This is a genomic window from Sphingopyxis sp. (assembly GCF_036675685.1).
In the GTDB taxonomy this organism is placed as follows: domain Bacteria; phylum Pseudomonadota; class Alphaproteobacteria; order Sphingomonadales; family Sphingomonadaceae; genus Sphingopyxis.
Map to the genome: position 1 here is coordinate 67,847 of NZ_JAKFEM010000057.1, position 22,143 is coordinate 89,989.

At 64.9% G+C, this 22,143-nt stretch carries 17 protein-coding genes; 12 read left to right on the forward strand and 5 right to left on the reverse strand.

Going from position 1 to position 22,143, the window contains the following annotated elements; genetic code table 11:
* The first annotated feature begins 7 nt into the window (after positions 1 to 7).
* The 8 genes from V6M50_RS18960 to V6M50_RS18995 all read left to right on the forward strand — a co-directional run bounded on the left by V6M50_RS18960 (position 8) and on the right by V6M50_RS18995 (position 10,371).
* Positions 8 to 727 (forward strand): SapC family protein, encoded by a 720-nt coding sequence (locus V6M50_RS18960; protein WP_332820142.1) that lies wholly within the window; start codon positions 8 to 10, stop codon positions 725 to 727.
* On the forward strand, positions 720 to 1,751 hold the full coding sequence (locus V6M50_RS18965) for a cupin-like domain-containing protein (protein ID WP_443030544.1): 1,032 nt from the start codon (positions 720 to 722) through the stop codon (positions 1,749 to 1,751). The genes V6M50_RS18960 and V6M50_RS18965 overlap by 8 nt, the downstream gene beginning before the upstream one ends.
* Positions 1,748 to 3,247, forward strand: coding sequence for a tryptophan halogenase family protein (locus tag V6M50_RS18970; RefSeq protein ID WP_332820143.1), 1,500 nt, complete (start codon positions 1,748 to 1,750; stop codon positions 3,245 to 3,247). Before V6M50_RS18965 ends, V6M50_RS18970 begins: the two co-directional genes overlap by 4 nt.
* Complete coding sequence (locus tag V6M50_RS18975; RefSeq protein WP_332820144.1) at positions 3,244 to 4,194, forward strand: glycoside hydrolase family 16 protein; 951 nt, start codon at positions 3,244 to 3,246, stop codon at positions 4,192 to 4,194. Before V6M50_RS18970 ends, V6M50_RS18975 begins: the two co-directional genes overlap by 4 nt.
* On the forward strand, positions 4,194 to 5,258 hold the full coding sequence (locus V6M50_RS18980; protein ID WP_332820145.1) for a LacI family DNA-binding transcriptional regulator: 1,065 nt from the start codon (positions 4,194 to 4,196) through the stop codon (positions 5,256 to 5,258). Before V6M50_RS18975 ends, V6M50_RS18980 begins: the two co-directional genes overlap by 1 nt.
* Positions 5,251 to 6,447: an MFS transporter gene (locus tag V6M50_RS18985; RefSeq protein ID WP_332820146.1), complete on the forward strand. Its 1,197-nt coding sequence runs from the start codon at positions 5,251 to 5,253 to the stop codon at positions 6,445 to 6,447. The genes V6M50_RS18980 and V6M50_RS18985 overlap by 8 nt, the downstream gene beginning before the upstream one ends.
* Before the next feature lie 102 nt (positions 6,448 to 6,549).
* Positions 6,550 to 9,033, forward strand: coding sequence for a glycoside hydrolase family 3 protein (locus V6M50_RS18990; RefSeq protein WP_332820147.1), 2,484 nt, complete (start codon positions 6,550 to 6,552; stop codon positions 9,031 to 9,033).
* A gap of 45 nt (positions 9,034 to 9,078) precedes the next feature.
* Entirely contained in the window at positions 9,079 to 10,371 is a 1,293-nt protein-coding gene (locus V6M50_RS18995) for a sugar MFS transporter (protein ID WP_332820148.1), read from the forward strand.
* Between the two features lie 123 nt (positions 10,372 to 10,494).
* Here the strand turns inward: V6M50_RS18995 and V6M50_RS19000 are convergent, their stop codons facing one another.
* Positions 10,495 to 11,463, reverse strand: coding sequence for a GGDEF domain-containing protein (locus V6M50_RS19000; protein ID WP_332820149.1), 969 nt, complete (start codon positions 11,461 to 11,463; stop codon positions 10,495 to 10,497).
* 383 nt (positions 11,464 to 11,846) lie between these two features.
* Between V6M50_RS19000 and V6M50_RS19005 the strand changes: the two genes are divergently transcribed.
* Positions 11,847 to 13,205 (forward strand): ATP-grasp domain-containing protein, encoded by a 1,359-nt coding sequence (locus V6M50_RS19005; RefSeq protein WP_332820150.1) that lies wholly within the window; start codon positions 11,847 to 11,849, stop codon positions 13,203 to 13,205.
* On the forward strand, positions 13,202 to 13,993 hold the full coding sequence (locus V6M50_RS19010; RefSeq protein WP_332820151.1) for a sulfite exporter TauE/SafE family protein: 792 nt from the start codon (positions 13,202 to 13,204) through the stop codon (positions 13,991 to 13,993). The genes V6M50_RS19005 and V6M50_RS19010 overlap by 4 nt, the downstream gene beginning before the upstream one ends.
* 4 nt (positions 13,994 to 13,997) lie before the next feature.
* On the opposite strand, the gene V6M50_RS19015 is transcribed toward V6M50_RS19010, so the two are convergent.
* Complete coding sequence (locus V6M50_RS19015) at positions 13,998 to 16,175, reverse strand: S9 family peptidase (RefSeq protein ID WP_332820152.1); 2,178 nt, start codon at positions 16,173 to 16,175, stop codon at positions 13,998 to 14,000.
* 261 nt (positions 16,176 to 16,436) lie between these two features.
* Here V6M50_RS19015 and V6M50_RS19020 point away from each other — a divergent pair, with 261 nt between their 5' ends.
* A complete protein-coding gene (locus V6M50_RS19020) occupies positions 16,437 to 18,644 on the forward strand; it encodes a TonB-dependent receptor (RefSeq protein ID WP_332820153.1) in 2,208 nt (735 codons plus the stop codon).
* 49 nt (positions 18,645 to 18,693) lie between these two features.
* Here V6M50_RS19020 and V6M50_RS19025 read toward each other — a convergent pair whose 3' ends face one another.
* Positions 18,694 to 19,701: a histone deacetylase family protein gene (locus V6M50_RS19025; RefSeq protein ID WP_332820154.1), complete on the reverse strand. Its 1,008-nt coding sequence runs from the start codon at positions 19,699 to 19,701 to the stop codon at positions 18,694 to 18,696.
* A gap of 67 nt (positions 19,702 to 19,768) precedes the next feature.
* The gene (locus tag V6M50_RS19030) at positions 19,769 to 20,740 is read right to left on the reverse strand and encodes an alpha/beta hydrolase (RefSeq protein WP_332820155.1); all 972 of its coding nucleotides are present in this window, start codon (positions 20,738 to 20,740) and stop codon (positions 19,769 to 19,771) included.
* Between the two features lie 176 nt (positions 20,741 to 20,916).
* Here V6M50_RS19030 and V6M50_RS19035 point away from each other — a divergent pair, with 176 nt between their 5' ends.
* Entirely contained in the window at positions 20,917 to 21,675 is a 759-nt protein-coding gene (locus V6M50_RS19035) for an AraC family transcriptional regulator (RefSeq protein ID WP_332820156.1), read from the forward strand.
* Positions 21,676 to 21,771: 96 nt separating this feature from the next.
* Here V6M50_RS19035 and V6M50_RS19040 read toward each other — a convergent pair whose 3' ends face one another.
* Positions 21,772 to 22,047, reverse strand: coding sequence for an HU family DNA-binding protein (locus tag V6M50_RS19040; RefSeq protein ID WP_332820157.1), 276 nt, complete (start codon positions 22,045 to 22,047; stop codon positions 21,772 to 21,774).
* Positions 22,048 to 22,143: the final 96 nt, after the last annotated feature.

The following is a 22,143-nucleotide window of genomic DNA, read 5'->3' on the forward strand; positions in this document are numbered from 1 at the left end:
AGTTTTGATGACCCGTCACGCCGTGCTCGACAAGAATGTTCACCGCGAATTGCGCGTTCGCACCGACGCGGGCGCCGAGCTGGGCGACGACATCATGGCGACGCTGACGGTGCCGAGCGAGTTCCGCCGCGTGCAGGCCCATTTCCCGATCCTGTTCCGCCGCGAAACAGGGCGCGCGGATTTCGCCGCGATGGCGCTTTTCGGTTTCGAGAGCGGCGAGAATCTGTTTCTCGACGGCGACCGCTGGGATGCGCGCTATCGCCCGCTGTCGCTCGCGATCCAACCCTTTCTTATCGGGCGTCCGGCAAGCGACGACGGTCCGGGTCAGGTCCATATCGACCTCGATCACCCGCGCATCGCCGACGCCGTCGACGGGGTGCGATTGTTCGACGCCGACGGCATGGCGACGCCTTATCTGGACGAAATCGCCGGCCGGTTGGGCGATCTCGACGAAGGCTATCGCGAAAGCAGGGCGTTCTACGATGCGCTCAGCGCCTATGACCTGCTCGAACCTTTCAGCCTCGAAGTCACCCTCGACGACGGATCGCTCCATTCGCTCGTCGGATTCCACATCATCGACGAAGCCAGGCTCCGCGCACTCGATGCCGAAGCGCTCGGGGCGCTGCACGCGGCGGGGCATTTGATGCCGATTTTCATGGCGATGGCGTCGCTGTCGCAATTGTCGGTGCTTGTCGAGCGCAAGAACCGCAGGCTCGCCGGTGGCTGAGCCGGGCGGCGTCCTTTACGACCGCCTGGCGCGGGTGCCCGAGCGCGAATGGGAAAAGGGGGCGGGGCTCGACGCGTTGCTGGAAGGCGCGCGCGAGCCCTTCGTCCTTCGCGGACTCGTCGCCGACTGGCCGCTGGTCGAGGCAGGCAGGCGCTCGGCGCGCGACGTGCGGCACTACCTGCTCGATCACGCCCGCGATCGGCCCTTCAAAGTATCGATCGGCCCACCGGGGCATGACGGACGGCTCTTCTACGATGTCGATATGGCGATGAATTTCCGCGTCGGCACGGGCAAGCTCGCCGATATTTTCTCTGGGATAGACACGGCCGAGGAGCTCGGCGAAGCGCGCACCGTCTATCTCGCCTCGATCGACATCCCCTCGCATTTCGACGGGCTCGACGCGGCGAACCCTATCGACCTCGGGGCACGCGATCCGCTCAAAAGCATCTGGATCGGGACGCGGACGCGCATCGCGGCGCATAATGATTTTCCCGACAATCTCGCGTGCTGCGCCGCGGGCCGCCGGCGCTTTACGCTGTTTCCACCCGGCGAGTTCCGCAATCTCTATCTGGGGCCCATCGACAATACGCCCGCGGGTCGTGCGGTCAGCATGGTCGATTTTGATGCGCCCGATCTCGCCGCGCATCCGCGCTTCGTCGATGCGACGGCCGCGGCGCAGACCGCCGTGCTCGAGCCCGGCGACGCGATCTTCATCCCGTCGATGTGGTGGCACCATGTCGAGGGGCTCGAAGCCTTTAACATATTGGTCAATTACTGGTGGCGCGGCACCCCCGCCTGGCTGGGACAGCCGCAGGTGGCGCTCAACCACGCGATCCTCGCCATTCGCGACCTGCCGCCCGAAGACAAGGCGATCTGGCGCGAACTGTTCGACCATTATGTCTTCGAGAACGACGCCAGCTCGACCGATCATATCCCCGAAAACGCGCGCAGCATCCTCGCCCCTCTCACGCCCGAGAGCGCGGGACGCCTGCGCGCCTTCCTGCTCAGGACGTTAAGCCAATGATTGAAGGAAAACCTGTCCAGCGCGTCGTCATCGCGGGCGGCGGCACCGCGGGCTGGATGATGGCGGCGGCTATCGCGCGAACGATGGGCCACACCGTCGACCTGACGCTTGTCGAATCCGAACAGATCGGGACGATCGGGGTCGGCGAGTCGACCATCCCGCCGCTCGTCAACTTCAACCGTATCCTCGGCATCCCCGAGCCCGAATTCATGCGCGCGACGCAGGCGACCTTCAAGCTGGGCATATTGTTCGACAATTGGAAACACGACGGCGACAGCTATTTTCACAGCTTCGGCCTGTCGGGGAAGGATCACTGGTCGGCGGGCTTCCAGCATTTCTGGCTGAACGCGCGCGAGCGCGGACATCAGCAGCCGTACAGCGACTATTGCCTCGAACTCGTCGCGGCGATGGAGGGCAAGTTTGCGCATTTGCCCGAAGACCGGATGAATTATGCCTATCATGTCGATGCGACGCTTTACGGCCGCTATCTGCGCAAATTGGCCGAGGCCGATGGCTGCAAACGCGTCGAGGGGAAAATCGCGCGGGTCGAACTCGACGGGGCAAGCGGCGACATCGCCGCGCTGCTGCTCGACGGCGACCGGCGGGTCGAGGGCGACATGTTCGTCGATTGCACGGGCTTTCGCGGCCTGCTGATCGATGGCGCGCTGCATGCCGGGTTCGAGGACTGGAGCCACTGGCTGCCCAACGACAGCGCGATCGCGGTGCAGTCGAAGCATCTTCGCACGCCGCAACCCTATACGCAGGCGATCGCGCACGATGCCGGTTGGCAATGGCGCATCCCGCTCCAGCATCGCATGGGCGCGGGCATCGTCTATTCGAGCGGCTATCTGTCGCGTGATGCAGCCTATGACCGGTTGATGAGCAGCGTCGGCGAGCCGCTGATCGAACCCTTCGACATCAAGTTCAAGGGCGGCGTGCGGCGCAAGCAATGGTTCCGCAACTGCGTCGCCGTCGGGCTTGCGGGCGGCTTCGTCGAACCGCTCGAGGCGACGACGGTTCACCTGATCCAGCGCGCCGTGCTGCGTTTCATCCGCATGATGCCGAACGGACGCGTCAGCGAGCGCGACGCCGCCGAGTTCAACGACCAGCAGCGGCTCGACATCGAGCAGATCCGCGACTTCGTCGTGCTGCACTATAAGGCGACGAACCGCCGCGACAGCCCGTTCTGGCGCCATGTCGCGAACATGCCGATCCCCGACTCGCTGCAACAAAAGATCGAGCTGTTTCGCGAAACCGGCCGCGTGTTCCGCAAATATGAGGAATTGTTCGCCGAAAACAGCTGGGTGCAGGTGATGATGGGGCAGGGGATCGAGCCGCAAAGCTATCACCCGATCGCCGAGAAGCTGCGCGACGACGAGGTCGAGCGGCTGTTCCAGACGATCCGCGACAATATCGCGCAGACGGTCGCGACGCTGCCCGAGCATCACGCCTATGTCGCGCGCTATTGCGGGGCGGATGTGCCGCAACCCGCATGAGGTGGGCGGCGCTGATCCTGATGCTATCGGCGGTGCTGGCTGGCGGTAGCGCGGCGGCGAGCGAGCGCGCTGAAAAGGGCTGGCGGCTCGTCTGGTCGGACGAATTCGACGGTGCCGCAATCGACCGCGCCAAATGGGATTTCGACGTCGATTGCTGGGGCGGCGGCAACAACGAGCGCCAATGCTACACCGACAAGCGGCGCAATGCGGTTGTCGAGGATGGCAAGCTGGTCATCGCCGCGCGGAAGGAGAAAGCGACCGGCCCCGCTTTCCCGCTGTCGCAGCGCCGCGAGCCGGGCAAGGCGAATGCGCAGGCAACGCGCGACTTCACCTCCGCCCGCCTCGTCACGCGCGGCAAGGCGGCGTGGACCTATGGCAGGATCGAGGTGCGCGCGAAACTGCCGCAGGGGCAGGGGACATGGCCCGCAATCTGGATGCTGCCCGAGGATAATCGCTACGGCACCTGGGCAGCATCGGGCGAGATCGACATATTGGAGGCGGTCAACCTCGGCGTGCGGTGCGACACCTGCGAGGGCGGGATCGAAAACCGCATCCTCGGCACGCTGCATTTCGGGGGGCAATGGCCCGCCAACAAGCATAAGGGCGATGAAACCGCGCTGCCGGCGCCGGTCGACGGCTTCCATGTCTTCGGCATCGTCTGGGAAAAGGGAAAGATCGTCTGGACGGTCGATGGCAAGCCCTATGCCACGCGCGTCGCCAGCGAATGGAGCAGCAGCGGATCGACCGATCCCGCCGCGCCGTTCGACCGCCCCTTTCATCTGATCCTGAACCTCGCCGTCGGCGGCGGGCTTGCCGAAGACCGCGGGCTCAAGGGTTTTGACGACCGCGGATACCCGAAAATTATGGAAATAGATTGGGTTCGCGTCTGGCAATGCAACGGCGATGCGGTTAGCGATTGCAGCAAGACAGGGGGTCAGGCGAAATAATGGGGCGTCGGCGGCAGTCGGTTACGATCAAGCATGTTGCGGCCGACGCGGGGGTGTCGCTGCAGACGGTCAGCCGCGTCATCAATAACGAGCCCAACGTCCGTCCCGAGATGAAAGAGCGCGTCCAGGCCTCGATCGACAAGCTCGGCTATGTCCCCTCGATTGCCGCGCAGCGGATGAGCGGGTCGCGATCCTATCTGATCCTCGCGATCAACGACCGCGAACGCACGATCGCCGACTGGCGTGAGCGGCAGGGGGTCGATTGGGTCGACCAGATGCTGCTCGGCGGGATGCTGAAATGCGCCGAATATGGCTATCGCATGATCTTCGAGCTGGTCGACACGCACAACGACCATGTCGAACGCGAACTTGGCGGGGCGATCGCCGCGCTGCAACCCGACGGGGTGATCCTGACCCCGCCGCATTCGGACAACCCGCTGATCGTCGGCCTGCTCGACGAACAGAAGATCCCCTTTGCCCGCATCGGTTCGCGGGGCGGGGACGTGGGTATCGCACTGACGATGGACGACGAAGGATCGGCGCGGCGCGCCACGCGGCACCTGGTTGACCTCGGTCACCGGCGTATCGGCTTCATTGCCGGCTCACCCGAATATAGCCTCAGCCGCTGGCGTATCGATGGCTGGGAGGGCGAGATGGCCACCGCCGGCCTCGCCACCGCCGGCCTGCTCGCCGAGGGCGACTTTACCTATGCGTCGGGGGCGACCGCCGCTCGGCACCTGCTCGGCGGCGCCAACCCACCCACCGCGATCATCGCGAGCAGCGACCAGATGGCGCTCGCGACGCTCGAGATCGCGCGCGAGATGGGTTTCGACGTGCCGGGGCAATTGTCGATCGTCAGTTTCGACAACACCCCGATTGTCCGCTTCACCCAGCCGGCGCTGACCGCGGTCGATCAGCCTGTCGCCGAAACCGCATCGCGCGCGGTCGAACTGATCATCGCGGCGCAGCGCGGCGCCCCGCGTCCGACCGAACCGACGCGGGTGCAGGGCGGTCTCGTCCAGCGTGGGTCGACCGCGCCGCCGCCTGTCGCCGTCCATGGCTGAGACCGGCACCGCGCCCCGCCAGTCCATCGGCTTCCTCCTGCTTTACGCGCTGGCCTCCGCCGGCGGGGCGATGGCCTATGTGCCCTTCCTGACCATCTGGCTGCCGGGGCGGATGACGCAATTGGCCGGCCCGGCGGATGTGCAGACGCTGGGCTATGTCACCTTTTTCGGTGCGATCGCCGCGAGTGTCGGCGGCATCGGCTTTGGCTGGCTCAGCGACATCACCGGCAACCGGCGGGGCTGGGTCCTGACCGGGCTGGTGCTGACCATCGCCTTGCTGCTCGCGGTTCCGCTGGCGCACGATCTCTGGATGTTGGTGGCGGTCATCTTCGCGTGGCAGCTCGCGCTCAACATGATGCTCGGGCCGCTCGCGGCATGGGCAGGGGACCTCGTGCCTGATAAGCAGAAGGGCCTGCTCGGCGGGCTGCTCGCTTTCTCTCCCGCGCTTGGCGCCTGGTCCGGCGCGCTCGTTACCTGGCCCGGGCTGGTATCGGCCGAAGGGCGGCTCGGGGTCATCGCCTTGCTGGTGGCAACCGCCGTTCTGCCGGTGCTGCTGTTCGGCCGGCCGCGATCCTTCGCCGATCTTACCGCGCCGCCGCCCGCGCGCGTCGCGGGTGACCGGGCCCCGCGACCGACGGGCCCCGCAGTGCGGATGTGGCTCGCACGATTGCTCGTCCAGATCGCCGAAGCCGCGTTGTTCGCTTATCTCTATTTCTGGTTTCGATCGATCGATCCCAACATGCACGACAATGAAAAGGCGCGGCTTTTTGGATTGGCGCTGACGCTTGCCGTGCCGATTGCGCTCGCGAGCGGGCGATGGGCCGACCGCACCGACCGGCCCTTTTTTCCGCTGGTGGTCAGCGCGGCGGTATCGGGGACGGGAATGATCGGCATGGCGCTGGCGACCACGTCCGACGTTGCCAAGGCGAACTATCTTGTCTTCGGTATCGCGACGACGGTATTCCTGTCGCTCCACGCCAGCCAGACGCTGCGTATCCTGCCGCGCTCGGATCGGCGTGGGCGCGACCTTGGCATCTTCAACCTCACCAACACCGTGCCCTCGCTGATCATGCCGTGGCTGACCATCTCGCTCGTCCCCGGTTTCGGTTTTGACGCCCTTTTCCTGCTGCTTGCAGCACTGACCGGCATCGCCGTGATCCTGCTCGCGACGATGCCGCGCCCCCGCTAAGTCACCGGGAAACAGGGCGCTTGATTTCATTCATCCACTATGCGAAACGGAATTTGATAACGTTCACATTCACTGTGTTCACATAATGCGATGGGAGAGACGATGCGCCGACAGGCAATGGTCATGGTGACCGCGCTGCTTTTTGCAGGAACCGCAGCAGCCGCCGCACAAACCACCGGTGCCGATGCGGCCGCGGTCCATCCCGATCTCTGGCCGGCGGCGAAGAGCCCGCCCGCGATTTCCGATCCCAAGACCGAGGCGCGGATCGCTGCGCTGATCAAGAAAATGACGGTCGAGCAAAAGGTCGGCCAGCTGATCCAGGCCGACATCAGCACGATCACGCCCAAGGATCTTGAAACCTATCCGCTGGGTTCGATCCTTGCGGGGGGCAACAGCGGCCCGGGCGGCAATGAGCGCTCGAGCGCGGCCGACTGGGCAAAGCTGGTCGGCGATTTTCGCGCGGTTTCGTTGAAGCCGCAGGCGAACGGCGTTGCGATCCCGATCATCTTTGGCGTCGATGCCGTGCACGGGCACAACAATATCCCCGGCGCGACGCTGTTTCCCCATAATATCGGCCTCGGCGCGGCGCGCGATCCCGAACTGATCCAGCGCATCGGTGCGGTGACCGGCGCCGAAATCGCGGGCAGCGGGATCGAATGGACCTTTGCCCCGACGCTGGCGGTGCCGCAGGATCTGCGCTGGGGCCGCAGCTATGAAGGCTATGCGTCCGACCCGAAGCTGGTTGCCGATTATGCTAGGGCGATGGTGCTTGGGCTGCAGGGGCCGCTCGTCGCGGGCCGCACGGTCGATGCACGGCACGTGGCGGCGACCGCCAAGCATTTCCTCGCCGACGGCGGCACGTTCGACGGCAAGGACCAGGGCGATGCCAAGGTCGACGAAAGGGAACTGATCGCCAAGCATGCGCAGGGCTATCCCGCCGCGATCGACGCCGGGGCGCTCACCGTCATGGCCAGCTTCTCGAGCTGGAACGGCGTCAAGCACCACGGCAACAAGGGGCTGCTGACCGATGCGCTCAAGAACAGGATGGGCTTTGCCGGTTTTGTCGTCGGCGACTGGAACGGCCATGGGCAGGTCACGGGGTGCAGCGTCACCGATTGCGCGCAGTCGATCAATGCCGGTCTCGACATGTTCATGGCGCCCGACAGCTGGAAGGGGCTTTACGAAACGACGCTGAAACACGTGAGGGACGGCACGATTCCGGCGGCGCGGCTCGACGATGCGGTGCGCCGTATCCTGCGGGTGAAATATAAGCTGGGGCTGTTCGGCGAGGGCCATGTTAACCGCGGTAACTTTGCCGCGATCGGCGCGCCCGAACATCTTGCCATCGCGCGCGAAGCGGTCGCCAAGTCTTTGGTTCTTTTGAAGAACAATGGTAACATTCTGCCGATCAAACCCGGCGCTCGGGTGCTCGTCGCCGGCCCCGCCGCCGACAATATGGCGATCCAGTCGGGCGGCTGGACGATCAGCTGGCAGGGCACCGATGTGGTCCGCTCGGACTTTCCCAACGGTCAGACGATATGGGAAGCGCTGAACAAATCGGTCCGCGATGCGGGCGGCGTCGCCAGCCTGTCGGCCGATGGCGCCTTCAAGGAAAAACCCGACGTCGCGATCGTCGTGTTCGGCGAGGCGCCCTACGCCGAATTCCAGGGCGATGTTCCGACGCTCGATTACCAGCCGTCCGAAGCGACCGATCTTGCCATGCTCAAGAAGCTGAAGGCGACGGGGATACCCGTGGTCGCGCTGTTTCTGTCAGGGCGGCCGATGTTCACCAGCCCCGAAATCAACGCCGCCGATGCCTTCGTCGCCGGCTGGCTGCCCGGCTCGCAGGGCGCCGGTGTCGCCGACGTGCTGATCGCGGGCAAGGATGGCAAAGCTGCACGCGGTTTCACCGGCACCTTACCTTTCGCCTGGCCCGCCGACGCGCGCTCGCCGGTCGAAAAGCCCCTGTTCGCGGTCGGCTACGGCCTGAAATATGGTGACACCAGCAAAGTGCCACAGCTTTCGGAAGCGCTCGGCGTCGACATCGGCGCCGCGCTGAACGTCGAGAATTTCTTCTCGGGCGGCCGTGCGCGCGCGCCATGGGCGCTGACCGTCACCGACGCGGGGGGCTCGCGCCCCGTCGAATCGCCGCCGGTTTCGAGCCCGAACGGCCTGATCGCGACCCGCTCGGTCGATGTCCGGGCGCAGGAGGATGGCAAGTCCTTCGTCTGGACCGGTCCCGCCGCGCTGCACTTGTCAGGCCCCTATGCCGATCTGTCACGCCAGCTCAACAACAGCTTTGCACTGCGGATCGACTGGCGGATCGACGCGACTGGTGATGGGCCGGTCGGGCTCGCGCTCGGCGGCAAGAGCTTCGACATCTCCGGCTTGGTCAAGGCCGCGCCCAAGGGGCAGGTGTCGACGATCAAGGTGCCGCTGCGCTGCTTCGCCGACGCCGGCGCCAATCTACGGCAGGTCGACTATGCCGTGACGGTGCAAGGCTACAAGGGTTTTGCCGCGACGCTGCTGAATACGAATGTAGAGGCGGTCGGGGAGAATCTGCCTTGCCCGCCCGCCTCAAAATGACAAGACCCGCAAACGGGTTGACCTGATAAAAAATGGGAGAGAGACATGGCATTGGCGCCGAACGTCGCGACGAACGCAGTCGAACAGCCGGGCAAGGGCGGTAACAGCACGCGGGTGGTGCTGATCCTCGCCTTTGCGGTGTTCTTCCTGCTGGGTGGGGTGACGAACATCAACGACCTGCTGGTCGGCAAGTTCAAGCCCATGTTCCACTTGACGCATGCGCAGGCGAACCTGGTGCAGATGGCGTTTTTCATCGCCTATGCTGCCTTTTCAATCCCCGCCGGCATCATCATGTCGAAGCTCGGCTATATCCGCACCTTCGTGCTCGGATTCATTCTCGTTGCGGCAGCGGCTTTCCTGTTCGTTCCGGCTTCGGCGGCGGCGTCTTACCCTGGCTTCCTCGCCGCGCTTTTTTGCATCGGCGCGGGGATTACGGTCCTGCAGGTGGCGATGAATCCGGTGATCACGACCTTGGGGCCGATCGAGACCTCGCACAGCCGCCTGACCTTTGCTCAGGCGTTCAATTCGATCGGCGTGTTCCTGATGGTCTACGGCGGCGCAACCTTCCTGCTCGGCGATTCGCAGCCGCTCGACGCCGACACCGCGAGCGAGGCGCAAATTCAGGCCTATCGCGTCGCCGAGGGGGCGTCGATCGGCACCGCCTATATGTGGCTCGGCGTGCTGATGTTGGTAATCGCGGCCGTGTTCTGGATGTTTCGGTCGGCGCTCGACCATGCCAAGACCGAAGATGTGAAGCTCGAGGGTACTTGGAGCCTGCTCACCCACAACCGCCGCGTCCAGCTCGGCGCGCTGTGCATCTTCACTTATGTCGGCGCCGAAGTGGCGATTGGCTCGAACCTTATCGCGTATCTCAGCGATCCGAGTGTGATGGGACTGGATCTCCAGGCGGCAGGCAAGCTGGTCGCGATATACTGGCTGGGAGCGTTGATCGGCCGTTTGCTTGGCGGTTTCATCTTACGACTGGCGAAGCCGGGACGGGTGCTCGCGATCTTTGCGGCGGGTGCGATTTCGCTGATTATCCTGTCGGCAGTGACCACCGGAGCGCTGTCCGGTTGGGCGCTGATTCTGGTCGGCTTCTGCAATTCGCTGATGTTCCCGACGATCTTCAGCCTTGGGACCGAGGGGTTGGGCGAACGGACGCCGCAGGGCTCGGGCATCCTGTGCACCGCGATCGTCGGCGGGGCGATCGTCCCTTATCTGTTCGGAACGGTGGCCGACATCAGCGGCAACATCCGGCTCGCGCTGGCGGTGCCGCTGATCTGCTATGCGATCATCGCCGGTTTCGGGTTGTGGGCGGCGCGCCCGGCAACCAGGTAACGGTCAAGCGGTGTCGCCGGCGATGCGGTCATTTCGGCGGCCTGACGATTAAAACCGCGGGCGATCGCGCTCTGGTGCGCCATCGCCCGCGGCTCTCCCGCCCCCTCGCGGGAAGCTCGATCTTTATGCCGGGTCGGCGATCTCGACGCGGTTCCGGCCGCCCGCCTTCGCCTTGTAGAGCGCATCGTCGGCCGCCTTCAGCGCGCCGCGCGTCTCGCCATAGCCAAAGACGTCGGCGACCCCGCCCGAGAAGGTGATCTGGCCAAAGGGCTCGTCGGTCTTGCGGTTGATCAGGCGCCGTTCGGCGAGCGCCTCGCGGGCTTCGTCGAGCCGCTCGGCCGCTTGCGTCGGTGTCAGGCCGCGGAACAGCATGACAAACTCCTCGCCGCCATGCCGCGCGACATGGCAGTGATCGTTCGATATGCGCGCCAGCGTGTCGGCGATCGCCTTGATCACGCGGTCGCCGGCTTCGTGGCCGTGAACATCGTTGACCCGCTTGAATTCGTCGATGTCGCAGAAGGCGACGCTCAGCGGCTCGCATGCCTCGCGGGCTTCCTTGTAATGCTTTTCGAGCAGGACTTCGAAGGCGCGGCGGTTGGGCAGGCCGGTCAGATAATCGACCTCGGCGTCGCGCTTGGCGCGCGCGAGGCTGCGGCGCAGCGCCTTTGCCTCGTCCTCGCTCTTGCGCATGTCGTCCTCGGCCTTGCGCGTGCGATCGAGCATCACCTTGGCCAGATCGGCGAGGCTCGAGACGATCCGCCCCGTTTTCTGGAGCTGCTCGAGGTCGATGACATGCTGTTCGAGTTCGGAGCCATAATCGCTGGCGACGGTGCGGGCTTCCTTGGTGTTGCTGTGGAAGGATTCGAGATTGGTTTCGAGCCGCGTAATCAGGCGGTCGAGGTCGGCGCGGTCGGGCTGGCTGCTATCCTGCTCGGCCAGTTGGTCGAGCCATTGCTGGCTGATGCCTTCGGGCGATTGCGAGCGGGTTGAAATCTGCCGTGCCAGATGCGGATTCGTGCCCGAAAACGCGCCATGCGCCAGCAACAGATTTGCCGGCGAAATATCGAGATCATTGTCGACCAGAAAGGCCATGATCGTACCAAGAAGCTGATGTCGGGCGAGACGCGTGAGATCGTGCGTCCCGCCGCCGCCTCCCGGGAGCGCAGGTGCTCCGGGGGAACTGCCGCGAGAGCGGCGAAGTCCCAGCCAACCCAGGAGCCGTCCTACCGGCTCGTTCGATCGTGTCGCTTTAGTGGTCATGCGACATTTAACGTGTCGGGCAAGCGAGATTTAAGGCGGATTCGCCCGCCAATGGCGGGAATTTTCGGCCGCACATGGTCTGGTTCGGAGCGATTGGCCCAATCGAAACAGCAAAACAGGAACTTAGGCCATCCTGCCGCTTGAACGATTGCGCGAGCGGCACATTCTCTGGCACTGAGAAGACGGGTTCGACCAGATTTTGAAGGAGCCGATCGTTGCTGGGCTGGATTTTCTTCGGACGCGATCTCGATCCGGCCCTGCCGGAGGTCCCCGAAATCCTGCGGTTCCAGGAGGCCGCGGCCGAACGCGGTGTCGAGCTGCACGTCCTGAAACCGCATAATTTCGACATCGTAGCCGCGCCGGTCGATGGCTGGTCGGTTCATTATGAAGGGCATTCGCTCGCCCGGCCCGATTTCATCCTGTGCCGGACGGGCGCCGAAACCGACTATTTCACCCTTGCGGTGCTTCGCCACTTCGAACGTCGCGGGGTTCGGCTGGTCAACGGCCCCGAAGCGATCGATCTGGTCGCGGACAAGCTGCACACGATGCAGCGGCTCGCGCGCGCGGGCCTTCCAATACCCGCGACCATCCTTGGCAAATTCCCGATGGACGTCGACGTCGTCGAGGAGGAGCTGGGCTTTCCGGTGATCGTCAAGACGCTGCGCGGGACGCGCGGTACCGGCGTCCTCAAATGCGAAGACCGCACCCAGTTCGAGGATCTGGCCGGCCTGCTCGCGAGCGCCGAGGCCAAGGCCGATTTCTTGTTCCAGCATTATGTCCGGTCGAGCCACGGCCGCGACGTGCGTGTCCTCGTGATCGGCGGACGCGTGATCGCCGCGATGGAGCGGCGCTCGCCCGCCGGCCATTTCAAATCGAACGTCTCGCTCGGCGGGGTCGGTATCGCTTATACGCCGACCGGCGAAATGGCCGATCTCGCCGCGCGCGCCGCCGATACGCTGGGGCTTGAGGTCGCGGGCATCGACATATTGTTCGACGACGAGGACTACCGGATTTGCGAAGCGAACAGCGCGCCGGGGTTCCAGGGACTCGAACGCGCGTGCAGCATCGACGTGCCCAACGCGATTTTCGACTGGATCGAGGCGAGCCACGACGTGCAGGCGCGGCCGATCAAGGCGGTGACCGGCGAGGCGCTGATCGATCTGGTGTTCGGCGGACGGCTCAGCCTGCGCGCGGTCGGTGATCGGCTCGAGGAGCCGCGCGCCTTTGCACGCGCGGTCGGCGTCCGGCTCGTCGGGGCGGGGCTGGGGTCGGTCCTGTCGTCGCTGATCCCCGGCCGGCGGTCGGCGCCGCACAGCCCGGTCGCGCGGCGCCTGGAAGCCTTGCGCGCCGATGCGCGGGGCGTGCCGCTGGCGGTCGATACCGATCTCGACCAGGAACAGACGCTGCTGACCGTGCTCGGCGTATCGATCTGGGCTGCCGTCCTGCCGTGGCTCGCAGGCGGTGAGCCCGTATTCGCGGGCGCCCTGTCGTTGATCGCGCTCGGTTTTCCGGCGGTTTTCCTGTTTACACGCCGGACGGGCAAAACGGCGCGCGGGCCGCAGGCCGCGCGATGACAGCGTTCGACGGGCTGACGCTCTGGGCGCTGCTGCCCTTCATCCTGATCGGCTTTACCGCGCAGTTGATCGACAGCGCGCTTGGCATGGCGTTCGGCGTCATCGGCACGGCACTCATGCTCGTCATGGGATTGCCGCCCGTCTCGGCGTCGGCGGCAGTCCATGTCGCCGAAAGCTTTACCGGCGGCGTATCGGGGCTCAGCCATGCGATGCAGCGCAACGTCGACTGGCGGCTGTTTCGCCGGCTGGTTGTTCCGGGCATCGTTGGCGGGCTGATCGGCGTCTGGATCTTGACCAATGTCGACAACAGCATCGCGCGGCCTGTGGTGCTCGCGTATCTCGGCGCGGTCGGCATCTACCTGCTCTGGCGCGGCGGACGGCGTCCGCAGACCTATCGCAGCATCAAGCTGGTTGGGCCGCTCGGCCTGATCGGCGGGATCGTCGACGGGTCGGGCGGGGGCGGGTGGGGGCCGATCGTCAGCGCGAACCTGCTCGCGCAGGGCGCCGAGCCGCGTACCGTCATCGGGACGGTGAATGCGTCGGAATTTTTCGTGACCGTCACCATTGCCGCCGGGTTCATCGGCACGATGGGATGGCAAAGCTTCAGCACCGCCGCGATCGGCCTGCTGATCGGCGGGGTCGTCGCGGCGCCGATCGGCGCTTATCTCGTTCGCCGCCTCCGCGCCGATTGGCTGATTGCCGCCGCGGGTGTGCTCCTCCTCCTCGCCAGCGCTTATGGCTTCCTCGCGCTGATGTTCGATCCGGCGCCGGCGTTCCCCGGCTTCTGATCGGTCAGGCGACGCAGCGCATCGCAAAGGCCCAGAATAGCGCCTTTTGCTGATATTCGCTCTTGAGGCCGGCGCTGCCCTGGTGGCCACTGTCCATATCGGTGCGCAGGATCGCGGGGTTGCCGCTCGTCGAGCGGCGGCGCACTTCCGCGACGAGTTTCGCGGGTTCCCAATAAGCGACGCGGTCGTCCTTGAAGCCCGCGGTGCAAAGCAGCGGCGGGTAGGCCGCCGTGCCAACATTCTCATAGGGCGAGATCGAGGCGATATAGTCATAGGCCTTGGGATCCGCGAGCGGATCGCCCCAGTCGGGGCGGAACAGCGGCACGAGCGGGTGCGCGCCGTCGCTCATCGTGTTGAGCATGTCGACGAACGGCACCTGCGCGATCACGCCGCCCCACAGAGCCGGCGCGATATTCATGCTGGCGCCGACGAGCAGGCCGCCCGCCGACAGGCCATAGGCGACGACCTTGCCCTTTGCGGTATAGCCTTGTCCCGCGAGATATTCGGCGCAGGCGATGAAATCGGTGAAGCTGTTGCGCTTGGTAAACTTGCGGCCGCCGAGGAACCAGCGCCGTCCCTTTTCGGATCCGCCGCGAACATGCGCGATCGCATAGCGCCAGCCGCGATCGACGAGCGCGAGCGCGGGGATCGAAAATTCGGGATCGCTTGGCACACCATAGGCGCCATAGCCATATTGAAGCAGCGGCGCCTTGCCGTCCTTCGGCGCCCCGCGCCGCGACAAGAGGGTGATCGGCACCATTTCGCCGTCGGGGGCGGGCGCGAATAGCCGCTCGACCTCATAATCGTCGGGATCGAAATTCGCCACCGCCTGTTGCTGGACGGTCTTCTGCTTGCCGCTCACCAAATCCACTGAAATCCAGCGGCGCGGCGATTTGGGCGACTGGTGGACGATCATCACGGTGGGCGCAGCATAGCTTTGTTCGGCCGGCACCTCGATCGCATAGGCGGGATCGTCGAAGGCAATATCTTCTTCGGACCCATCGGGGCGGAGGATGACGAGCCGGTGCAGCCCATCGACGCGCTCGAGCCGCACCAGCGCCGCCGCAAAGGGCAGGATCGAGAGGATCGGCGTTCCCGCGCGGTGCGGCACGAGGACCCCGAGCGTGCGGAAACTCTTGGGGTCGAGGCGAAGCAGCTGCATGTCGAAGGCGTCGTCGGCATCAGTTAGCGCGACTAGGCGGCCGTTCCACTCGTCGATTTCATACAGCACCCCGGTCTTGCGCGGCCAGACGACAGCAGGCATCGCTGTTTCGTCGGCCGCGGACACCAGCCGGACTTCGGCGGTTTCGGGTCCCGCGAGGGTCAGCGCGATAAAGCCGTCCGCCGCGGTCCGCTTGACCGACATGAAGATGGCGGGATCCTTCTCCTCATAGACCAGGTCGGTGACCTTACCGTCGACCGAGGTGCGATAGAGCCGCGTCGGCCGGTTTCGCGCGTCGCGCCAGATCCAGAACAGCCAGCGCGACGAGGGGGCGAAAACCAGCCCGCCATAGCCATAAGCGTCCTTGTCGACGATCGTGCGGACTTCGCCGCTCTGGTTGTCGCGGACACAGATGCGGTGGCGATCGTTGCCGATCACATCTTCGGCCCAGGCGAAAGCGCGGTGGTCGGGGCTCGGCTGGTGGCCGGTGCTGCGGAAATAGGAATGCCCCTTTGCGCGCACGGCCTCGTCGACGAGCAGCTCGGGCTTTCCGCCGGTTTTGCGGCGGGTGTAGACCGTATGCGCTGCGCCCGCGGGCCGCGCCGATCCATAGTCCCACCCGTCCCTTTCGAGTGCGGGTGCGGCCGTCTCGTCCGCACCGCGCGCGAGCATCGCGTCGAGCAATTCGGCGCGGGCGTCCGCCAGCGGCTGTAGCATGGCGTCGGCATAGCGATTTTCGGCGTTCAGCATCGCGCCGACCGCTTTGGGCAGATTGTCCCGCGTGCGCTCGCTGTCGGCGGGGATGAACTTCATCCAGCTATAGGCATCGTCGCGCTTGCGTCCCAATTGTTCGATCATATGCGAAATGCGCGGCGACTGCGGCGGCGGGACGTCGGGCCAGCGCGGGTTCGCACCCGGTTTGGGATCGAGCGCCGATGCCGCGCGGTCCCCCAACAGCAGCGTCGCGACGGCAACGCCGCCCAGAAACCGTCTCCGACCCTCATTCTCGATGCTGCGCATGCCGACCCTCTTCTGACCCGATGCGGATTGCCGCGTCCAGTGTATGGTACCCCGACTGGCTTACTGCGCCGGTCAGGCCGCCCAATCCATCGATCGGGCAAAAATGGCCGGGAGACCCCATGAATCCGTCCCTTTTTCGCGTCGGCGCGCTGGCCCGATCCGGCTGGAATCTGGCCCGACCATCGCCGTCACGCCAGATCAACATGATAGCTTGAGCATCGGATTTTCCTACCAATGGGCAATATCAATAGGGAGGCGAAAATGGGCTTTGCATCGATAAGGCGGGTCGTGGCGTGTGGCATTTCGGTGCTGGCCATCGGGCAGGCGACGAGCGCGATGGCGCAAGGCGCGCCGACCGAGGTCACCGACGACAGCGAAATCGTCGTCACCGCGTCGAAGCGCGAGCAGTCGGTGCGCGACGTTTCGGGTTCGGTGTCGGCGGTCAGCGAAGCGACGCTGCAAAAGCTCAACGCCCAGAGCCTCTCCGACTATATCACCCGCGTCCCCGGCGTCGTCTTCAACGATTATCAGCCGGGCGTGTCCGAAGTCGTGATCCGCGGTATCGCCTCGACCACCTATCATGAGGCGAATCAGGCGACGACGGGCTATTATCTTAACGAAATCCCGTTGATCGAGCCCGGCTTTCCGCTGCTCATCCCCGATATCGACAGCTTCGACGTCAGCCGCGTCGAGGTGCTCCGCGGGCCGCAGGGCACGCTGTTCGGGTCCTCGTCGCTCGGCGGCGCGATCAACTATGTCGTCAACGAGGCCGATGCGAGCGGCTTCGATGTCGGCGCCGAAGGGCAGGTCGCCTCGACCAAGCGCGCCGGCGAGGCGAGCTATGCCGCCAAGGCGATGGTCAACCTGCCGATCGTTACCGACAAGCTCGCGGTGCGCCTCGTTGCGCTCCAGCGTGTCGATGCGGGTTACCTCAACAACACGCTGCTCGGCGAGAAGGGCAGCAACGACCTGCGCGTACGCGGCCTGCGCGGTTCGATCGTCTTTACGCCCACCGACACCACGCGCATCTCGGTGCTCAGCATGTATCAGGAATATGATCTCGACGATCAGACCTATGTGTTGTTCGGTCCGCCGAAGACATTCGACCGTGCGACCAACGTCGCCGAATTTCAGGACACCGACGTCATGCTGCACAGCCTGCGGATCGAGCAGGACCTGGGCTTTGCGACGCTGACCGCGGTCGGCAGCTATACCGAGAAGAACGCCGATCTGGCCTTCGACAATTCGATATTCGGCGGCAACGACCCGCGCACCAATACGCCCGAACTGGCGAGCAGCCGCGGCAAGTCGAAGACCGATTATGCCGAACTCCGGCTTGCATCGCCCGACGAGGGACGGTTCCGCTGGCTGCTCGGCGCCAACTATACGCGCCTGCGCTCGACGAGCACCGATGGGACCTTCATCGAAGGGATCGCCGATTACATCGATGCCAATCCGGGTCAATTCGGCGGCCGGCCGGGCAGCGAACTGGCGCCCGACGACCTCGCGACGCGGACGGTCAGCAGCAATCGCGTGATCGAAAAGGCGATCTTTGGCGAAGCGTCGTTCGACCTTGTCGATACGCTGACGCTGACGCTCGGCGGGCGCCTGTTCGAATATAAGACGCAGCCGCGGCTGCAATATCTGCCGAACGCCAATCTGATCGCGCCGTTCGATTTCGCGCCGGCGGCAAGCAAGGATTCGGATTTCATCCCCAAGGTGTCGCTGACCTACAAGCTGTCGGATGATTTCATGGTCTATGCCCTCTATTCGGAGGGGTTTCGGATCGGCGGCGTGAACGTCTATGCGGCGGCGACGCCCGGCCTGCCGCTCACCTTTGAAAGCGATACGACCAAGAATTACGAGGTCGGCACGCGGTTCGACTTTATCGACGGCGCGGCGAGCGTCGACCTGACCGTCTATCACATCGACTGGGGCAATATTCAGGCGCGCCTGTTCACGCCGGTCGACTTCGACGCCTATACGATCAACGGCGGCGGCGCGGACATCGACGGCATCGAGCTCAGCCTGACGCTGCGGCCGACGCGGGGCCTGACCTTTGCGTCGAACATCGCCTATAATGACGCGCGCCTGTCGTCGTTGCTCCCCGACAGCTTCGCGCCGGGCGGCGGCTATGGCAAGGGAACGCAGTTGCCTGGCGCGTCGGACTGGACGCTGTCGAATACGATCGACCTGAACTTCCCGGATTCGCCGTTGAAGCCGCGGTTCGGGGTTGCGCATCGCTACCTGTCGGCCGCGCCCGTGGCGTTCGGGGCGACGTTGGAGAAAGGCGATTTCCATATCGTCGATCTCAACGCCTCGGTCACCGTGGCGGAGCGGATCGAACTGGGATTGTTCGCCAAGAATCTGTTCAATCAGTACGGCATCCTGAACGCGCCCTTTTCCTTCGCAGGGTCGGTGGCGCGCCCGCGCACGATCGGCGCGAGCGTGCGCTTCAGCCTGAACTGAGAAGATCGAAGCGCCGCCGCGCTCGACGAGCGGGGCGGCGCTGTTCGATTCAGAAGCCCGAAAGAAAGGCGGCGACATTCAGGCCGAGGTCGCCGACGGCATAGCCGCCCTCCATCACGATCAGCGTCGGGATGCCCAAGGCGGCGATCCGCCCGGCCAGCTCGACATAGTCTTCGCGTTCGAGCGCGAAGCTGGAAATCGGGTCGCTGCTGTGGGTGTCGGCGCCGAACGAGACGATCAGGAACCGCGCCCCCCAGTCCGAAATCGCACCCAGCGCCTGTTCGAGCGCGGGGGCGTAGGCTTGACCGTCGGTGCCGCGGGGCAGGGGGAGGTTGAGCGTGCTCCCTTCGCCCGCGCCGTCGCCACGTTCGTCGGCATGACCCCAATAGAAGGGATAGTCTGTGCGCGGGTCGGCGTGGATCGACGCGAAGAAGATGCCCGGATCTTCGTAGAAGATGTCCTGCGTCCCGTTGCCGTGGTGATAGTCAATGTCGAGGATTGCCACGCGGCCGAGCCCGCGTTTCTGCGCCTCGCGTGCCGCGATCGCGGCGTTGTTGAGGTAGCAATAGCCGCCCATATAGTCGCGACCGGCATGATGGCCCGGCGGGCGGCACAGCGCGAAGGCATGTCCGGTATCACCCCTGGCAAGCGCGTCGAGCCCCGACAGTGCGCATTGCGCCGACCAATAGGCCGATTCCCATGTTCCCGCCGCGATCGGTGTCCCGGAATCATAGCTATACGCGCCAAGCTCGGCATCGATACGTCCGAAGGCGAGCGGCCGGCGGCGTCTGATCGGAAAGGTGTAGCCGATGGCGTCGCCGCTGCGTCCCGCCGCGAGCCAGGCGCCATGCGCGCGCTCGAGGAAGGCGAGGTAATCGGGGTCATGCACCGCGAGCAGCGGCGCCATGCCGAAATCGCGCACATGCTGCCAGTCAGTGAATTGCTTCAGAATCGATCGCGGGCGCTCGATATTCTCTGCATAGGGAACCCAGTCGCCATTGTGCAGCTCGCGCAGCGGCGCATGGGCGGTCTGACGGTCGTCGAAGAAGAGTTTCACCGTTGAGCCTGTCCTTCCATCGCTTTCGCGAGCATCGGCCATAGCGCGGGCCGGGGCGCCGTGTCGATCAGCTGTCGTCCGGCGTATCAAACTGCCATTCGCGGATCCACGCGGCCTGCTCATCGAGTGCCCGGTCCGCGAGGGCCGCGATCGACACGGCTTCCAGGAAACTGTGCGTCGCGCCGCGATAGGTCACCGCGCGGGTCCGAACGCCTGCCGCCGCGAGTTTTTGGGCAAAGTCATGATTGCCATCGGCCAATATGTCGCATTCGGCAATCGCCAGAAAGGCGGGTGGGAGGCCGGTCAGGTCGGCGCGCAGCGGGGCGACGAGCGGGTCGGAAAATTGCTCTGGACCATCGACATAGTCGAGCCAGAAACCGTCCATTTCGTCGGTATCGAGCGAATAGTCGCCCGCGCCAAAACGGGCGTAGCCCGGCGTATGCTCGGGCGCGAAGGCGCCGTAATTGAGCAGCATCGCGGTCGGCAACGGACGGCCCCGCTCGCGCTGCAGCAGGCAGGCCGCGACCGACAAGTTCGCGCCCGCTGAGTCACCGCCGATAAGGACGCGGTCGGCATCGAGGCCGAGGGTTTCGGCTTGCGCCTGAATCCAGTCGAGCGCCGCCGCGCATTCCTCCAGTGCCGCTGGAAATTTGTTTTCGGGCGACAGGCTGTAATCGATCCCGATCACAGCGATGCCGGCGCGCGCCGCATATTCGCGCATCAGGCGGTCGTGCGTGTCGATGCTGAACAGCCGCCAGCCGCCGCCGTGGATATAGAGCATGACGGGTAGTATTTCGTCCGCGACGGGACGGTGCAGCCGTAACCGGATGCCGCTCATGTCCAATTCGATGCACGATGCCATGATCGGGCCACCGTCACGCCAGGGCTTGCGCACGCGTTCGGCGACGTCGCGGTGCACCGCGAGGCTGGCTCCCGCCGAGGGTGCGTGCGCGGCATAGGAGGCTTTGATCGCATCGGCGAAGCAGCGAATATCGGGGTCGGCCATATCGTCCTGCACGGCGCTTAAGCCCTTCGACATATTGGCACATCCTTCCCCGAACCGGTCTTGGATAGCCTGATAGCTTTTACGCGCGCGCGCCTATCGCCCGTTCGGGCCAATCACCACGCCGGACAGGCCAGCGGGTGCATGATGGCTGGCCAGTCGCCTTCACGGCCTATATTGTGTAGTTGGCTGATATTTGCGAGGATTGGGCCATGAAGCACAGCATCGATGTTCTGAGGAACGATCGTCCGGTCATTGCGCTGCAGGATGAGTATCCTGCGGGCTTTGTCGATCCGATGCACAGCCACGAGCACATACAGATCCTTTATGCATCGGCGGGGGTGATGTCGGTGCGGACCCCCGAGATCAGCTTTGTGATCCCGCCGCAGCGCGCCGTATGGTTGCCGGCGGGGACGAAGCATGAGGTCGCGTGTCGCGGACCCGTCTCGCTGCGCACGCTCTACCTGCCGTGCGGGCGCGGTAACGCCGGGCAGGAATGCCGCGTTTTCGAAGTGTCGAATCTGGTGAAATCGCTGATCCTCGAGGTCGTCGATTTTCCCGCGCTCTACGATGTCGACGGACGCGAAGGGCGGATCATCGGCCTGCTGCTCGACGAGATCGGGCGGATGCCCAATGCGCCCTATCAGGTGTCGATGCCGGCCAATCCGCGCTTGCTTCGCGTCTGCAACGCGATCCTCGCCGACCCTTCGGATCCGCGCGACATCGACGACTGGGCAGCGCTCGCGGCGATGGGGCGGCGGACCTTCACCCGCAGTTTCAAGCAGGAAACGGGGATGGGGCTCGCGGTTTGGCGGCAGCAGGTTCGGTTGATGGAGGCGCTGTCGCTCCTCGCAGCGGGTGCGTCGATCACCCAGGTCACCTATGATGTCGGTTACGACAGCCCCAGCGGCTTTGCCGCAATGTTCCGCCGCGCCTTTGGCGTTCCGCCGAGCCAGTATCTGAAGCACTGACCCGCCGTCGAGGCATCCTGCTTGCCGGCGCTTGGTTCTGCCGCCGCGAGCGCAGCCCCGCCGGCGGGTGCCGACGGGACATGGCTCAAAACCCGATCAGCCGTTCAGGCGATCCTTGACCGCCTTGGCGGGGGCAAAGGCCAGCTTCTTCGCGGCCTTGATCTGGATCGTTTCGCCAGTCGAGGGATTGCGACCTTCGCGTGCTGCGGTCGCCTTCACCTTGAACTTGCCAAAGCCGTTCACGGAAACTTCGTCGCCCTTTGCGGCGGCATCGGCAATAGCGGCAAAGACCGCATCGACGGCCTTGCGCGCGTCGGTCTTGCTCAGGTCGAGCGAGGCGGCGACGCTATCCGACAGTTCGGCGTGATTCATTTATTTTCTCCTTTGGTGCGGACAGTCACTCTATCCGGGCACTCCCTATAGGGGGAGGTTTCCGAGTTCGCCATCGGCCAAATATCGAGCGCCGCC

What these genes read in the sequence shown, in the direction of transcription:
- V6M50_RS18960 (WP_332820142.1), top strand. Translation starts at nt 8, where the DNA reads ATGACCCGTCACGCCGTGCTCGACAAGAATGTTCACCGCGAATTGCGC.
- V6M50_RS18970 (WP_332820143.1), top strand. Translation starts at nt 1,748, where the DNA reads ATGATTGAAGGAAAACCTGTCCAGCGCGTCGTCATCGCGGGCGGCGGC.
- V6M50_RS18975 (WP_332820144.1), top strand. Translation starts at nt 3,244, where the DNA reads ATGAGGTGGGCGGCGCTGATCCTGATGCTATCGGCGGTGCTGGCTGGC.
- V6M50_RS18980 (WP_332820145.1), top strand. Translation starts at nt 4,194, where the DNA reads ATGGGGCGTCGGCGGCAGTCGGTTACGATCAAGCATGTTGCGGCCGAC.
- V6M50_RS18985 (WP_332820146.1), top strand. Translation starts at nt 5,251, where the DNA reads ATGGCTGAGACCGGCACCGCGCCCCGCCAGTCCATCGGCTTCCTCCTG.
- V6M50_RS18990 (WP_332820147.1), top strand. Translation starts at nt 6,550, where the DNA reads ATGCGCCGACAGGCAATGGTCATGGTGACCGCGCTGCTTTTTGCAGGA.
- V6M50_RS18995 (WP_332820148.1), top strand. Translation starts at nt 9,079, where the DNA reads ATGGCATTGGCGCCGAACGTCGCGACGAACGCAGTCGAACAGCCGGGC.
- V6M50_RS19000 (WP_332820149.1), bottom strand. Translation starts at nt 11,463, where the DNA reads ATGGCCTTTCTGGTCGACAATGATCTCGATATTTCGCCGGCAAATCTG.
- V6M50_RS19010 (WP_332820151.1), top strand. Translation starts at nt 13,202, where the DNA reads ATGACAGCGTTCGACGGGCTGACGCTCTGGGCGCTGCTGCCCTTCATC.
- V6M50_RS19015 (WP_332820152.1), bottom strand. Translation starts at nt 16,175, where the DNA reads ATGCGCAGCATCGAGAATGAGGGTCGGAGACGGTTTCTGGGCGGCGTT.
- V6M50_RS19020 (WP_332820153.1), top strand. Translation starts at nt 16,437, where the DNA reads ATGGGCTTTGCATCGATAAGGCGGGTCGTGGCGTGTGGCATTTCGGTG.
- V6M50_RS19030 (WP_332820155.1), bottom strand. Translation starts at nt 20,740, where the DNA reads ATGTCGAAGGGCTTAAGCGCCGTGCAGGACGATATGGCCGACCCCGAT.
- V6M50_RS19035 (WP_332820156.1), top strand. Translation starts at nt 20,917, where the DNA reads ATGAAGCACAGCATCGATGTTCTGAGGAACGATCGTCCGGTCATTGCG.
- V6M50_RS19040 (WP_332820157.1), bottom strand. Translation starts at nt 22,047, where the DNA reads ATGAATCACGCCGAACTGTCGGATAGCGTCGCCGCCTCGCTCGACCTG.